At 63.5% G+C, this 13,784-nt stretch carries 16 protein-coding genes; 15 read left to right on the forward strand and 1 reads right to left on the reverse strand.

The window, feature by feature from the left end; genetic code table 11:
* Nucleotides 1–161: 161 nt before the first annotated feature.
* The 15 genes from oscA to ACQ4OD_RS06725 all read left to right on the forward strand — a co-directional run bounded on the left by oscA (nt 162) and on the right by ACQ4OD_RS06725 (nt 12,825).
* Nucleotides 162–344 (forward strand): sulfur starvation response protein OscA, encoded by a 183-nt coding sequence (gene oscA, locus ACQ4OD_RS06655; RefSeq protein ID WP_003258557.1) that lies wholly within the window; start codon nt 162–164, stop codon nt 342–344.
* Between the two features lie 47 nt (nt 345–391).
* Nucleotides 392–1,399 carry a sulfate ABC transporter substrate-binding protein gene (locus ACQ4OD_RS06660; RefSeq protein ID WP_102684754.1) on the forward strand — a complete coding sequence of 336 codons (1,008 nt, stop codon included), beginning with the start codon at nt 392–394 and terminating at the stop codon, nt 1,397–1,399.
* A 199-nt stretch (nt 1,400–1,598) separates the two neighbouring features.
* Complete coding sequence (gene cysT / locus ACQ4OD_RS06665) at nt 1,599–2,417, forward strand: sulfate ABC transporter permease subunit CysT (RefSeq protein WP_023629656.1); 819 nt, start codon at nt 1,599–1,601, stop codon at nt 2,415–2,417.
* Nucleotides 2,418–2,430: 13 nt separating this feature from the next.
* Nucleotides 2,431–3,303, forward strand: a complete 873-nt coding sequence (cysW, locus tag ACQ4OD_RS06670; RefSeq protein WP_046853746.1) for a sulfate ABC transporter permease subunit CysW — start codon at nt 2,431–2,433, stop codon at nt 3,301–3,303.
* Between the two features lie 3 nt (nt 3,304–3,306).
* A complete protein-coding gene (locus tag ACQ4OD_RS06675) occupies nt 3,307–4,296 on the forward strand; it encodes a sulfate/molybdate ABC transporter ATP-binding protein (RefSeq protein ID WP_008093195.1) in 990 nt (329 codons plus the stop codon).
* A 391-nt stretch (nt 4,297–4,687) separates the two neighbouring features.
* Nucleotides 4,688–5,482, forward strand: a complete 795-nt coding sequence (locus ACQ4OD_RS06680) for an energy transducer TonB (RefSeq protein WP_430944040.1) — start codon at nt 4,688–4,690, stop codon at nt 5,480–5,482.
* A 30-nt stretch (nt 5,483–5,512) separates the two neighbouring features.
* Nucleotides 5,513–6,235, forward strand: a complete 723-nt coding sequence (locus ACQ4OD_RS06685; protein WP_038707008.1) for a MotA/TolQ/ExbB proton channel family protein — start codon at nt 5,513–5,515, stop codon at nt 6,233–6,235.
* Nucleotide 6,236: 1 nt separating this feature from the next.
* Nucleotides 6,237–6,638: an ExbD/TolR family protein gene (locus ACQ4OD_RS06690; protein WP_198755008.1), complete on the forward strand. Its 402-nt coding sequence runs from the start codon at nt 6,237–6,239 to the stop codon at nt 6,636–6,638.
* Between the two features lie 192 nt (nt 6,639–6,830).
* On the forward strand, nt 6,831–7,412 hold the full coding sequence (locus tag ACQ4OD_RS06695; RefSeq protein ID WP_046853749.1) for an alpha/beta hydrolase: 582 nt from the start codon (nt 6,831–6,833) through the stop codon (nt 7,410–7,412).
* Between the two features lie 64 nt (nt 7,413–7,476).
* Entirely contained in the window at nt 7,477–8,424 is a 948-nt protein-coding gene (locus tag ACQ4OD_RS06700; protein WP_102684748.1) for a sigma 54-interacting transcriptional regulator, read from the forward strand.
* 181 nt (nt 8,425–8,605) lie between these two features.
* Nucleotides 8,606–9,391: a MetQ/NlpA family ABC transporter substrate-binding protein gene (locus tag ACQ4OD_RS06705; RefSeq protein WP_094010961.1), complete on the forward strand. Its 786-nt coding sequence runs from the start codon at nt 8,606–8,608 to the stop codon at nt 9,389–9,391.
* Between the two features lie 477 nt (nt 9,392–9,868).
* The gene (locus ACQ4OD_RS06710; RefSeq protein WP_102684747.1) at nt 9,869–10,534 is read left to right on the forward strand and encodes an amino acid ABC transporter permease; all 666 of its coding nucleotides are present in this window, start codon (nt 9,869–9,871) and stop codon (nt 10,532–10,534) included.
* Complete coding sequence (locus ACQ4OD_RS06715; protein WP_430944041.1) at nt 10,515–11,174, forward strand: amino acid ABC transporter permease; 660 nt, start codon at nt 10,515–10,517, stop codon at nt 11,172–11,174. Before ACQ4OD_RS06710 ends, ACQ4OD_RS06715 begins: the two co-directional genes overlap by 20 nt.
* A complete protein-coding gene (locus ACQ4OD_RS06720; protein ID WP_023631066.1) occupies nt 11,171–11,956 on the forward strand; it encodes an amino acid ABC transporter ATP-binding protein in 786 nt (261 codons plus the stop codon). The genes ACQ4OD_RS06715 and ACQ4OD_RS06720 overlap by 4 nt, the downstream gene beginning before the upstream one ends.
* Nucleotides 11,953–12,825 (forward strand): transporter substrate-binding domain-containing protein, encoded by an 873-nt coding sequence (locus ACQ4OD_RS06725; protein WP_110697209.1) that lies wholly within the window; start codon nt 11,953–11,955, stop codon nt 12,823–12,825. The genes ACQ4OD_RS06720 and ACQ4OD_RS06725 overlap by 4 nt, the downstream gene beginning before the upstream one ends.
* Nucleotides 12,826–12,944: 119 nt before the next feature.
* Here the strand turns inward: ACQ4OD_RS06725 and ACQ4OD_RS06730 are convergent, their stop codons facing one another.
* Nucleotides 12,945–13,763, reverse strand: coding sequence for an alpha/beta fold hydrolase (locus ACQ4OD_RS06730; RefSeq protein ID WP_217867928.1), 819 nt, complete (start codon nt 13,761–13,763; stop codon nt 12,945–12,947).
* Between the last annotated feature and the right edge of the window lie 21 nt (nt 13,764–13,784).

Here is a 13,784-nt window from a genome sequence, read left to right on the forward strand (position 1 = left end):
AAACCAGCTTCCACAGGGTTCAGTGTTCGCGCTAATGGTTATATAAACATTCTTAAACAGTATTTTTAAGAATATCCGCGCCTCACTAGTATTGCCCTCAAGCCAGGCGCAAATCCCCTTCAAAACCTCTGCCCGGCTCCCTTACTCACAGGAGAACGAGCATGAGTGCATCTCTGCGCAGCATCGACGGTCAGGACGAAGCCACCATTCTGCGTGAAATCCAGAGTGCCCTGCGCGACCTGCGCTTTGGCGCGGTGGAGATCACCGTGCACAACGCCCAGGTGGTGCAGATCGAACGCAAGGAGAAGTTCCGCCTGCAGCAGCCCGGTAACAAGACCGGCTGACACCGCACCCCTTCAAAACTAGAAAAATGCCAATCGGGAGCTTCACCATGTCCATCCGCCGTTATGCGCTTGCCGCCCTGGCCAGTGCCGTTTTTGCCGGTTCCGCGATCGCCAAGGACTACGAATTGCTGAACGTGTCCTATGACCCGACCCGCGAGTTGTACCAGCAGTACAACGCCGAGTTCATCAAGCATTGGCAAGCCGCCAACCCCGGCGACAAGGTGAAGATCCAGCAGTCCCACGGCGGTTCGGGCAAGCAGGGCCGCGCGGTCATCGACGGCCTGCGCGCCGACGTGGTGACCCTGGCCCTGGCCGGCGATATCGACGAGATCGCCAAGCTTGGCAAGACCCTGCCGGAGGACTGGCAGAAGCGCCTGCCGGACGCCAGCACGCCGTACACCTCGACCATCGTGTTCCTGGTACGCAAGGGCAACCCGAAAGGCATCAAGGACTGGGGCGACCTGATCAAGAAAGACGTCTCGGTGATCACGCCCAATCCAAAGACCTCCGGCGGCGCCCGCTGGAACTTCCTCGCCGCCTGGGCCTATGGCCTGAAGACCGGCGGCAGCGAAGACAAGGCCAAGGCCTACGTGCAGGAGCTGTTCAAGCACGTGCCGGTGCTCGATACCGGCGCCCGCGGCTCGACCATCACCTTCGTCAACAACGGGCAGGGCGATGTGCTGCTGGCGTGGGAAAACGAAGCCTTCCTGGCGCTGAAGGAAGACGGTGGCGCCGACAAGTTCGAGATTGTCGTGCCTTCGCTGTCAATCCTGGCCGAGCCGCCGGTGGCGGTGGTCGACAAGAACGCCGAGAAGAAGGGCAACGAGAAGATCGCCGAGGAATACCTCAAGCATCTGTACAGCCCGGCTGGCCAGAAGATCGCTGCACAAAACTTCTACCGTCCGCGTGACGCGAAGGTCGCCGCCGAATTCGGCAAGCAGTTCCCGAAACTGGACCTGGTGACCATCGACAAGGACTTCGGTGGCTGGAAGACTGCGCAGCCGAAGTTCTTCAACGATGGCGGTGTGTTCGACCAGATTTATCAGGCACAGTGATCGGCAATGAACAAGCGGGGCCGCTTCGCGCCCCTTTCGCCGGCAAGCCGGCTCCCACAGGAAGCGGGAATGCACCGCCACTGTGGGAGCTGGCTTGCCAGCGAAAGGGCTGCGCAGCAGCCCCACAAACAAAACCCTCCAGTAGCCTGCACCGGCCCGGGATGACTCCCGGGCTTCGTGCGCTCAACCAGGGACCTTTATGTCACGTCGCATTTCCCCCGTCATACCCGGCTTCGGGCTGACGCTGGGCTACACCTTGGTGTACCTCAGCCTGATCGTGCTGATACCGCTGGCGGCCATGTTCATCCATGCCTCGCAGCTCACCTGGGAGCAGTTCTGGAACATCGTCAGCGCGCCGCGGGTCATCGCCGCGCTGAAGCTGAGTTTCGGCACCGCCCTGTTCGCCGCCATCATCAACGGCGTGATCGGCACCCTGCTGGCCTGGGTGCTGGTGCGCTACACCTTCCCCGGGCGCAAGGTCATTGATGCGATGATCGACCTGCCGTTCGCCCTGCCCACCGCCGTGGCCGGCATCGCCTTGACCGCCTTGTACGCCCCTGCGGGCTGGGTCGGCCAGTTCGCCACGGATCTTGGTTTCAAGATCGCCTACACCCCACTGGGCATTACCCTGGCGCTGACGTTCGTCACCCTGCCGTTCGTGGTGCGCACGGTGCAGCCAGTGCTGGCTGACATCCCGCGTGAGGTGGAAGAGGCCGCTGCCTGCCTGGGCGCGAAACCCTTGCAGGTGTTCCGCCATGTGCTGGCGCCCGCTTTGCTGCCTGCCTGGCTGACCGGCTTCGCCCTGGCCTTCGCCCGTGGCGTTGGCGAGTATGGCTCGGTGATCTTCATCGCCGGCAACATGCCGATGAAGACCGAGATCCTGCCGTTGCTGATCATGGTCAAGCTCGACCAGTACGACTACACCGGCGCCACTGCCATCGGCGTATTGATGCTGGTGGTTTCCTTCATCCTGCTGCTGCTGATCAACTTGCTGCAGCGGCGCATCGAAACCCCTTGAAGGAGGCCCGCTTATGTCTTCATCAACCCTTGGCGCAACCGCCGCCGCCAACGCCGCTCGGCGTGGCAGTGCCACTTCGCGCCGCGTGCTTATCACCCTGGCCTGGATCGTCTTTGCGCTGTTCCTGGCCCTGCCGCTGGTGATCGTTGTGTCTCAGGCCCTGAAAAACGGCTTCGGCACCTTCTTCGAGGCGATCTTCGAGGCCGATGCGTTGTCTGCGCTCAAGCTGACCCTGCTGGCGGTGGCCATCTCGGTACCGTTGAACCTGCTGTTCGGGGTCAGCGCCGCCTGGTGCGTGAGCAAGTACAGCTTCCGTGGCAAGAGTATCCTGGTGACCCTGATCGACCTGCCGTTCTCGGTGTCACCGGTGATCGCCGGCCTGGTCTACGTGCTGATGTTCGGCGCCCAGGGCCTGTTCGGCCCGTGGCTGCAGGACCACGACATCCAGATCGTCTTCGCCCTGCCGGGCATCGTCCTGGCGACCATCTTCGTCACCGTGCCGTTCGTGGCCCGCGAGCTGATCCCGCTGATGCAGGAGCAGGGTACCCAGGAAGAGGAGGCCGCGCGCCTGCTCGGCGCCAACGGTTGGCAGATGTTCTGGCACGTGACCCTGCCGAACATCAAGTGGGGCCTGATCTACGGCGTGGTGCTGTGCACCGCCCGGGCCATGGGCGAGTTCGGCGCGGTGTCGGTGGTGTCCGGGCATATCCGTGGCGTCACCAACACCTTGCCGCTGCACGTGGAGATCCTCTACAACGAGTACAACCATGTCGCGGCCTTCAGCGTGGCCAGCCTGCTGCTGATCCTGGCGCTCTTCATCCTGCTGCTCAAGCAGTGGAGCGAGAACCGTATTAACCGCCTGCGCCACAGCGCCGCGGAGGAATGATTCATGTCGATCGAAGTTCGTAACGTCAGCAAGCGCTTCAACAGCTTCCAGGCCCTGGACAACATCAACCTGGACATCCACAGCGGCGAGCTGGTTGCCCTGCTTGGCCCGTCGGGCTGCGGCAAGACCACCCTGCTGCGCATTATCGCCGGCCTGGAAACCCCGGATGACGGCAGCATCGTGTTCCATGGCGAAGATGTGTCGGGCCACGACGTGCGTGATCGCAACGTCGGCTTCGTGTTCCAGCACTACGCGCTGTTCCGCCATATGAGCGTGTTCGACAACGTCGCCTTCGGCCTGCGCATGAAACCCAAGGGCGAGCGCCCGAGCGAGAGCAAGATAGCCGAGAAGGTCCACGAGCTGCTGAACATGGTCCAGCTCGACTGGTTGTCCGATCGCTACCCCGAGCAGCTGTCCGGCGGCCAGCGCCAGCGTATCGCCCTGGCTCGAGCCCTGGCGGTGGAGCCCAAGGTATTGCTGCTCGACGAGCCGTTCGGGGCGCTGGATGCCAAGGTGCGCAAGGAGCTGCGCCGCTGGCTGGCGCGGCTGCACGAGGATATCAACCTGACCTCGGTATTCGTTACCCACGACCAGGAAGAGGCCATGGAAGTCGCCGACCGCATCGTGGTGATGAACAAGGGTGTGATCGAACAGATCGGCTCGCCGGGCGAGGTGTACGAGAAGCCGGCCAACGACTTCGTCTACCACTTCCTGGGTGACTCCAACCGCCTGGCGCTCAGCGAAGGCCACCATGTGCTGTTCCGCCCGCACGAGGTGTCGCTGTCGCGCCATGAGACCGAAGGCCACCATGCCGCCGAGGTCCGCGATATCCGCCCGTTGGGCGCGACCACCCGGGTCACCTTGAAGGTGGAAGGGCAGAGCGAGCTGATCGAGGCCGAAGTGGTCAAGGATCACGACAGCCTGACTGGGTTGGCGCGGGGGGAGACGTTGTTCTTCCGGCCGAAGGTGTGGCAGAAGGTGGCGGATATCTGAGTTGCAGGCATGAAAGGAAAAGCCCGGGCATGGTCCCGGGTTTTTTTATGTGCTGGCGGATAGTCGGGGCTGCGCTGCAGCCCATCGCCGGCAAGCCGGCTCCCACAGTACAGGGTCTGCTGCAATGACCTGTGGGAGCTGGCTTGCCAGCGATCGAGGGCAAAGCCCTCGCAGCGGATTGATGCCTTGAGCGAATATTTTGCATGCTGATAAGGCATCGTTCGCAAGCTGTTCTGCGGCAGGCCGCGAAAGACGCGGGTTGTGGACAGACCATCGAAATAATTATTCCGTTTTGGTCTAGTTTTACGTTTAAACATTTCTTTATGAGCTAAGCCCCTAGGCCCGATGATTCAGCCACACACCTGAATCAACACCCCAGGAGTTTCTAGCAATGGGTAATGTCCAGACGGCCGTCAGGGCCTTTGAGCAGCCATGGCACCCGGCATCGGGCGACCTGGTCGAGCTCGGACGCACGCTACGCCTGCCGCTTGGTCAGTTACGCCTGCAACGCACGCCGCTGAGCGGCCTCAAACGACGCGACAAGCTGGCGTTGGTGCTGCTGGTGCTGGCCCTGCACGGTGCCGTCGCCTACTGGATCAACCAGGCACCGACCCCGGCGTTGCCCATCGTGCCGCCGCAGATTCCGCCCATGACCATCGAGTTCGCCGCGCCCGCGCCGCCAGTCGTCGAGCCGCCACCGCCAGCCCCGGCAGCGCCTGTGCTCGAACCGCCACCGCCGGTGCTCGACGAGTTGGCTGCCAAGCCAAAGCCCAAGCCGAAAGTCGTGCCCAAGCCTGTGGCCAAGCCACAGCCAAAACCGCAGCCGAAACCGGTCGAAGCGCCGCCACCCACGCCGACGCCCGTGGCCGCGCCGGCTCCGTCTGCGCCACCCGCCCCGGCCCCGGTGACGCCAGCCTCGGCCAACGCCGCGTACCTCAAGAACCCGGCGCCGGAATATCCGCAGATGGCCCAGCGCCGTGGCTGGGAGGGCACCGTGCTGCTGCGCGTCGAGGTGCTGCCCAGTGGCAAGCCAGGGCAGATCCAGATCCAGAAAAGCAGTGGTCGCGACGCCCTGGACGCCGCCGCGCTGGCGGCGGTGAAACGCTGGAGCTTCGTCCCGGCCAAGCAGGGCGAGGTGGCCCAGGTGGGTTGGGTCAGCGTACCGATCGATTTCAAGCTTCGTTAACTTGCGAGCGCACACAGGAAGGACTTCATCATGAGCTTGTTGGCATCCCCCCTCGAATCCGTTGAAGGCGCGGTCATCTGGCTGCTGGTCGGCTTCTCCGTCGCCACCTGGGCGCTGGCCCTGGTCAAGGTCGTGCAGTTCGTGCGCCTGAAGAACCAGGACAAGCGCTTCCACCAGCAGTTCTGGGCCGCGTCCAGCCTCGACTCCGCCGCCGAGCCGGCCCACGATCTGCCAGGCCCGGCTGCCCGTGTCGCCCAGGCGGGCTTTGCGGCGATCGCGGTTGGCGAGCCTGGTCACGCTAACGATTTGAGCCAGGCCATCAACCACCAGGACCGCCTGGAGCGAGCCCTGCGCCAGCAGATCGTCCGTGAGCGTCGTTCGCTGGAAACCGGCCTGGCGGTGGTGGCCAGTATCGGCAGCACTTCGCCCTTCATCGGCCTGTTCGGCACGGTGTGGGGCATCATGGAGGCGCTCAAGGGCATCAGCGCGGCGGGTTCGGCGAGCCTGGAGACCGTGGCCGGGCCCATCGGCGCGGCGTTGGTGGCCACCGGCGTGGGTATCGCCGTCGCGGTGCCGGCGGTGCTGGTCTACAACTACTTCCTCCGTCGCCTCAAGCTGACCGCCGCCGACCTCGACGACTTCGCCCACGACTTCTACAGCCTGGCGCAGAAGAGTGCCTTCCGCGTACTGGTGCACCCGGCGGTACAGCGCCAGCACACCGGCTTCACCCAACCTGTGAAGGAGGCGTCCTGACATGGCCTTCTCGACCCAGGACAGCGATGAAGTGTTGAGTGAAATCAACGTCACGCCGTTGGTGGACGTCATGCTGGTGCTGTTGGTGGTGTTCATCGTCACCGCGCCGTTGCTGACCAACGCCATCCCTATCAACCTGCCCAAGACCGAGGCCGTGGCCCCGGTGGAGCAGAAGGACCCGCTGGTAGTGAGCATCGACGGCAGCGGCAAGCTGTTCATCAACAAGGACGAGATCCAGCCCGACCTGCTGGAGACCAACCTCAAGGCTGCCAAGGACAAGGACGCCGAGCTGCGTGTGCAGCTGCAGGCCGACGATGGTGTGAACTACGGCGAGGTCGCCCGCGCAATGGCGGCGATCGAGCGTGCCGGGATCAGCAAGCTGGCGGTGATCACCTCGCGCTGACCGTCGATACCTTCTTCAGGCAAGTGCTTAGGGGCCATTTTCCTTGGCAGGGGATGGCCCTTTTTTTATGCGCGAAGCCAGCCTCTTCCATATGGATATTTTGGTTATTAATAAATAGCTTCTTATTCCTTTACGAATATAACCGCCTCCCTATACTTGCACCCAAGCACGCAAACTTCCGGAGGCGTCCCCATGCGCAATGAGTCGATTCGTTACCTGATTGTGCCGGGCTGGCAAGGATCGCCAGACAACCATTGGCAAAGTCACTGGCAGCGCAGCCTGCCCAATAGTGCCCGGGTCGAGCAGAGCGACTGGCTCACGCCACAACGGCGCGATTGGGTACAGGCGCTGGAGCAAGCGATTGCCGCCGAGCGCTCGCCGGTGATTCTCATCGCCCACAGCCTCGGCTGCATCACGGTCGCGCATTGGGCCGCCCAGGCCAGCCCTGATCTGCAGCAAAGGGTGCGCGGCGCGCTGCTGGTGGCACCGGCGGATGTCGAGCGGCCGAATTGCGCGCCGGCCCTGCGCAATTTCGCGCCGATTCCCCTGCAGGCCCTGCCGTTTCCCAGCCAAGTGGTCAGCTCCGACAACGACCCGGCGGTGAGCGTGCCGCGCGCGTTGTACCTGGCGCAGGCCTGGGGCGCCGAAGCCGGGCTGTTGGCCAACGCCGGGCATATCAACGTCAAGTCCGGGCACCAGCGCTGGGAGCAGGGCTTTGCCTATCTCTACCGGCTGCAGGCCCGTGTCGACCAGCGCGCCCTGCGCCGCGCCTGACCCACAGGTTTTCATCGACTGAGCTGAATCCCTCGACCGCTTGCGGCCGGGGCGGGAGTATTCCATGACATTTCACACCCCATTCGGTCAGCCGCTGCTGACCTTCCCCGAACTGGACAAGAGCCCACTGAGCATCCGCGCCAAGGCGCTGGTGTTCGTCGATCCGCGCTCCCAGGCGCTGCGCCAGGCCCTGGAGCGGCTGGCGCCACAACCGTTGCCGGTGCTGATCCGCGGCGAGACCGGCACTGGCAAGGAGCTGCTGGCCCGGCAGATTCATCGCGCCAGCGATCGGGGCGGCCTGTTCGTGTCGGTCAACTGCGCGGCCATCAGCCCGACCTATGCCGATGCCGAGCTGTTCGGCTACAGCGCCGGTAGCCAGGGCGGTACTGCCAGCAGTCGCGCCGGATGGTTCGGTTCGGCCAATGGCGGCACGTTGTATCTGGACGAGATCGCCGACCTGCCCCTGGCGATCCAGGGCAAGCTGTTGGCCGCCCTGGAGAATCGCGAGGTGATCCGGGTCGGCGCCACGCAACCGCAGGCGGTCGATGTGCGGCTGGTGGCCGCGTCCAGCATCGACCTGGCGCTGGCAGTGCGCGCGGGGCGTTTCAACGAGCGGCTCTACCATTACCTGTACGAAGGTGAGCTGGAGTTGCCGGCGCTGCGTGATCGGGTCGGCGATATCCTGCCGTTGGCCGAGTACTTCGTGGGGATCTACAGCGTGCGCCTGGATCGGCCGGTTCCCCTCATCAGCGAGGCCGCCCAGCAGGCGCTCGAAGCGCATGCCTGGCCGGGCAATACCCGCGAATTGGAGAACGTCATTCACTTCGCCCTGCTGGTCAGCGATGGCGAGGAAATCCTCCCCGCGCATCTCGACCTGCCCGATACCGCTCCCCTCGCCAGCCTGGCCCGCCAGCTCATGCAGCTAGGCGGCAGTCGAGAGGCGGATACCTTGGCCGAACTGCGCGATCTGCTCGGCGCGGCGCTGGCACGACTGGGGAAAAGCTCGCCGTAGAGCAGTCTGCCGCCGTTCATAAGCAAAGGGCGTGATGGCCATTTGTTTTTGGCATAAGCAGCTAATCAAAAGATATTGTTCCGGAATAAAAAATCTCGGTATTGTCCGCTGCACGCCCACCCGAACGGATGGGCACCCGACTCGCCATCTGCGATGGCCCAGCTTTAGAACAAGGATCACCATGAAAAAGACCCTGCTGACCACCGCCCTGGCCGCCGCACTGTCGTTCGCGGGCCTCGCCAACGCCGCCGAGAAACTGGTGGTGGCCGCCACGCCCGTGCCGCATGCCGAAATCCTCGAACTGATCAAGCCGACCCTGGCCAAGGAAGGCGTGGACCTGGAGATCAAGGTCTTCACCGACTACGTCCAGCCCAATGTGCAGGTCGACCAGAAGCGCCTGGACGCCAACTACTTCCAGACCCTGCCGTACCTGAAGAACTTCAACGAAGGCAAGGGCACCCACCTGGAGACCGTGATCGGCGTGCACGTCGAACCGTTCGGTGGCTACTCGAAGAAGGTCAAGAGCCTGGCCGAGCTGAAGGACGGCGCGACCGTGGCCATCCCCAACGAGGGGAGCAACAGTGGCCGTGCCCTGCTGCTGCTGCAGAAGGCCGGGCTGATTACCCTGAAGGATCCGAAGAACGCCCTTGCCACGCCGAAGGATATCGCCGAGAACCCGAAGAAGCTCAAGTTCAAGGAGCTTGAATCGGCCATGCTCCCGCGTGTGCTGGATCAGGTCGACCTGGACATGATCAACACCAACTATGCGCTTGAAGCCGGCCTGAACCCGGCCAAGGACGCCCTGGTGATCGAAGGTAGCGATTCGCCGTACGTGAACTTCCTGGTTGCCCGCCCGGACAACAAGGACAGCGCGGCGATCCAGAAGCTGGCCAAGGCGCTGACCAGCCCGGAAGTGAAGGCATTCATCGAGAAGAAGTACAGCGGCGCGGTACTGCCAGCGTTCTGATACGCGACCTGGAACGAAAAACGCCGACGCATTTTGCGTCGGCGTTTTTGTTTGTACTGAGCTGACGGGCAGGCCGGTCTGGAGTAGTGCAGCGCAAGCCTCAGCGTTGAGTCGCCAGGGCCCGGCGCAGCGCCAGGAGCCACAGCAGTTGTTCGTTCGAAGCAGGCAAGCAGGGGCTGTTCATCGTTGTCTTCCTTGTTGAATGTGATGGGCCGTGCAAGTCACAGTTTGAAATCCCTTGGAGGGGAAAATCCTCGGAAAGATCCGCGTCTAGGGAAGGAAATTTCCGAACGTCACGGGGTGGTGATATAGATATGCAATAAAGATATTTATAAAAATATTTTTATGCCTTTAGAGTCTAGGAATCGTGCTTACCGGCACAGCGCCACTATTCGTGAAATGACGCCGAGCTACCCTCGTGCCGACCCTGGACCTTCCCATGCCGTACCTTCGTGACCCCGTGCCGAGGCCCCTTCCATGAGCTTCGACACTGCTTTCATGCTTAGCACACTGCCGGCCTTCTTCAAGGCCGTTGGCGTGACCCTGCAAGTCGGGGCGATCGCAATCGTCACCTCGTTGCTGGTGGCGCTGCTCAATGCGACGATCCTGGTGTTGCGCACGCCGTACCTGTGGCGCCTGGTCAAGGGCTATGTGGAGCTGGCGCGCAACACACCGTTGCTGATCCAGCTGTTCTTCGTCTACTTCGCCTTGCCGAGCCTGGGGGTGAAGGTATCCGGCTTCGCCGCCGCGATCATCACCCTGACGTTCATGGGCGGCGCCTACCTCACCGAGGTACTGCGCGCCGGGGTCGAGGCGGTGCCGCGGGCGCAACTGGAGTCCGGGCGCTCCATCGGGCTTTCCGAGGGCCAGCTGCTGCGCCATGTGATCCTGCCCCAGGCCGGCATCCTCAGCCTGCCGGCACTGTTCGCCAATTTCGTCTTCCTGCTCAAGGAAACCACCGTGGTTTCGGCGGTGGCGGTGCCGGAGATTCTCTACACCACCAAGAACTACATCGCCCTGTACTACAAGACCTACGAAATGCTCGCCGTGCTGACCCTGCTCTGCGTGCTGATCTTCCTGCCGCTGTCGCTGCTGCTGCGCTACCTGGAACGGAGGCTGCAACATGGCCAGTTCGGGCATTGAGCTGCTGCTGGTTTCGCTGCCGCAACTGGCCACGGGCGCCGGGCAGACCCTGGCGATCTCGGCGCTGGGCATCCTGTTCGCCACCTTGGGCGGCGTGCTCTACGGCGTGCTGGCGACCCTCGGCAGCCGTTGGCTGAACATCCTGCTGCAGGTGTACCTGGAGCTGTTCCGGGCGATTCCGGTGCTGGTCTGGCTGTACCTGGTGTTCTTCGGCTTGCCGATCTTCTTTGGCCTGAGCATCCCCAGCTTCTGGTGCGCGGTGCTGGTGCTGGGCCTGTGGGGCGCCAGCGAGGTCGGCGAGGTGGTGCGCGGCGCCTTGCAGTCGCTGCCACGCGGGCAGCGCGAGGCGGGCTTGTCGATCGGCCTGGGCGGCTGGCAGTTGTATGCCTATGTGCTGCTGCCCCAGGCGCTCAAGCGCATGACCCCGCCGACCATCAATATCTACACGCGGATCATCAAGACCAGCTCGCTGGCGGTGCTGATCGGCGTGGTCGAAGTGATCAAGGCGGGGCAGCAGATCATCGAACGTACCTACGAGTCGGTGCTGATCTACGGCGCGCTGTTCCTGTTCTTCTTTCTTGTCTGCTATCCGCTGTCAGCCGCCTCCCGCGTGCTGGAGCGGCGCTGGGCCCACGCATGAATCCATTGATCGAATTCCAAGGCTTCAACAAGTTCTTCGGCCAGCACCAGGTGCTTGCAGACATCGACCTCAAGGTCGAGGCCGGCGAGGTGGTGGTGATCCTCGGCCCCAGCGGCTGCGGCAAGAGCACCCTGCTGCGCTGCCTCAACGGCCTGGAAGAGGCCCAGGGCGGCAGCCTGCGCCTCGACGGCCAGGAGCTGCTCGGCCCCGACACCGACTGGCGCCAGGTGCGCCAGCGGGTCGGCATGGTGTTCCAGAGCTACCACCTGTTCGGCCACATGAGCGTGATCGACAACTTGCTGCTGGGGCCGCTGAAGGTGCAGAAGCGCGAACGCCACGAGGCCCAGGCCCAGGCCGAGGCTCTGCTGGCCCGGGTAGGGCTGCTGGACAAGCGTGACGCGTTCCCGCGCCAGCTCTCCGGTGGTCAGCAGCAACGCATCGCCATTGTCCGTTCTTTATGCATGAACCCACAGGTGATGCTCTTCGATGAGGTCACCGCCGCCCTCGACCCGGAGATGGTCAAGGAGGTGCTGCAGGTGATCCAGGGTCTGGCCCGCGAAGGCATGACCCTGCTCATCGTCACCCACGAAATGGCCTTCGCCCGCGCGGTGGCCGACCGCATCGTGTTCATGGAGGCCGGCAGGATCCTTGAACAGAACCACCCTGAGCGCTTCTTCACTCAACCGCAGACCGCACGCGCGCAGCAGTTCCTGGAGAAATTCTCGTTCGTCGAAAGCCTGCCCAAGACACTGTCTAAGCCACTGCACAAGGAACTGTCATGAAGACTGCCCCGTTCGCCAAACTGCTCGCGCCATTGCTGGGCCTGGCCCTGCTGGCCGGCTGCAACAAATCCGAAGATCCGGCCAAGCCCGCCGCCGCCTCGCCGGCCAGCAGCTACCTGGAAACCATCAAGGCCCGTGACAAGCTGATCGTCGGCGTGTTCACCGACAAGCCACCGTTCGGCTTCGTCGATGAAAGCGGCCGCTACGTGGGCTTCGACACCGACATCGGCCGTCGCTTCGCCAAGGACCTGCTGGGCGACGAGAACAAGGTCGAGTTCGTCGCGGTCGAGCCTGCCAGCCGCATCCCGTTCCTGCAGAGCGACAAGGTCGACCTGATCCTCGCCAACATGACCGTTACCCCGGAGCGCAAGGAGGCCGTGGACTTCACCAACCCCAACCTGCGCGTGGCGGTGCAGGCCATCGTCGCCGACGGCAGTCCGGTGCAGAAGCTCGACGACCTGGCCGACAAGACCATCATTGTCACCACCGGCACCACCGCCGATATCTGGCTGACCAAGACCCACCCGGACTGGAAACTGCTCAAGTTCGAGAAGAACACCGAGTCGCTGGCCGCGCTGGCCAACGGTCGGGGTGATGCCTATGCCCAGGACAACCTGATCCTGTTTAGCTGGGCCAAGCAGAACCCGGGCTACCGCGTGCTGCCACAGCTGTTGGGTGACGAAGCACCGATCGCCCCGGCGGTGAAGAAGGGCAATACCGAGTTGCGCGATTGGGTGAACGCCGAACTGGCCAAGCTCGGCGAGGAGAAGTTCCTGCTCAAGCTGTACGACCAGTACGTGCGCAAGGAACTGAGCGACGACACCAAGCCTGAGAGCGTGATCGTCGAGGGCGGCAACTGGCAGGGCTGATCGCCTGAACGGGGCCGCTGTGCGGCCCATCGCCGGCAAGCCGGCTCCCACAGGAACCCGCGTAGCCCATGTGGGAGCCGGCTTGCCGGCGATGGGCTGCAAAGCAGCCCCTTTCGGTCTCAGCAATTGCGCGGTAACCAGTTCAACAGGAAATCATTCACCACCTGCGGATTCTCCAGGCTGGAGATATGCCCGGCGAATGGAATCTGTGCCGCCAGGCATCCAATCAGCTGCGCCATCTCGGCGGACTCCGCCGGTGGCCTTGGGATGTCCTGGTCGCCGCAGAGCACGATGGTCCGCTCTCCCGGCAGCTCACCGAGTCGCGCCAGCAGGTCTGGCCGGCCGAAAATTACCCGGCCCATGGGGTCGAGGCTTTCGCGGATGGTCTTGGCAGTGCTCGCCTTCAGCCCGGCGCGGAACTGCTCGCGCACGTCAGGCACGGTTTCCCCTCCGGCATGAAAGAAGATCGGCACCACGACGTCCAGCAACGGGTCGATGAAGGCTCCCGCTTTGCTTGCCGCATCCAGCAAACCGAAATACTTCAGCCGCGTCGCCTCGGGCTCCGCCCCCAGGTAGGTGTCCATCAGCACCAGGCGGTCGACTCGTTCAGGGTGGTCGATGGCCAGCTGCGCGCCCCACATGCCGCCAACCGACAGCCCGACCAGGTGGCACTTCTGGATATCCAGGGCATCGAGCAACGCCAGGTGCTGGCGGGCCAGGGCAGCCATGTCGACGGTGCTGGCGGGCGGGGCGGCGGAATCGCCGTGGCCCCACAGCTCAGGCACGATGACCCGGAAGTGCCGTGACAGGGCGTCGATCTGCGGTTGCCACATGGCGGACGACCACAGGTAGCTGTGACCCAGCAGCACCGGGAAGCCCTGGCCCTGGTCGACATAGCTCATGCGTGCTCCGTCGATCTCGATGAAGTGTTTCTGCATTGCGTGACCTCATGGATTGCG

Source organism: Pseudomonas sp. WC1, assembly GCF_050586565.1.
Lineage (GTDB): Bacteria > Pseudomonadota > Gammaproteobacteria > Pseudomonadales > Pseudomonadaceae > Aquipseudomonas.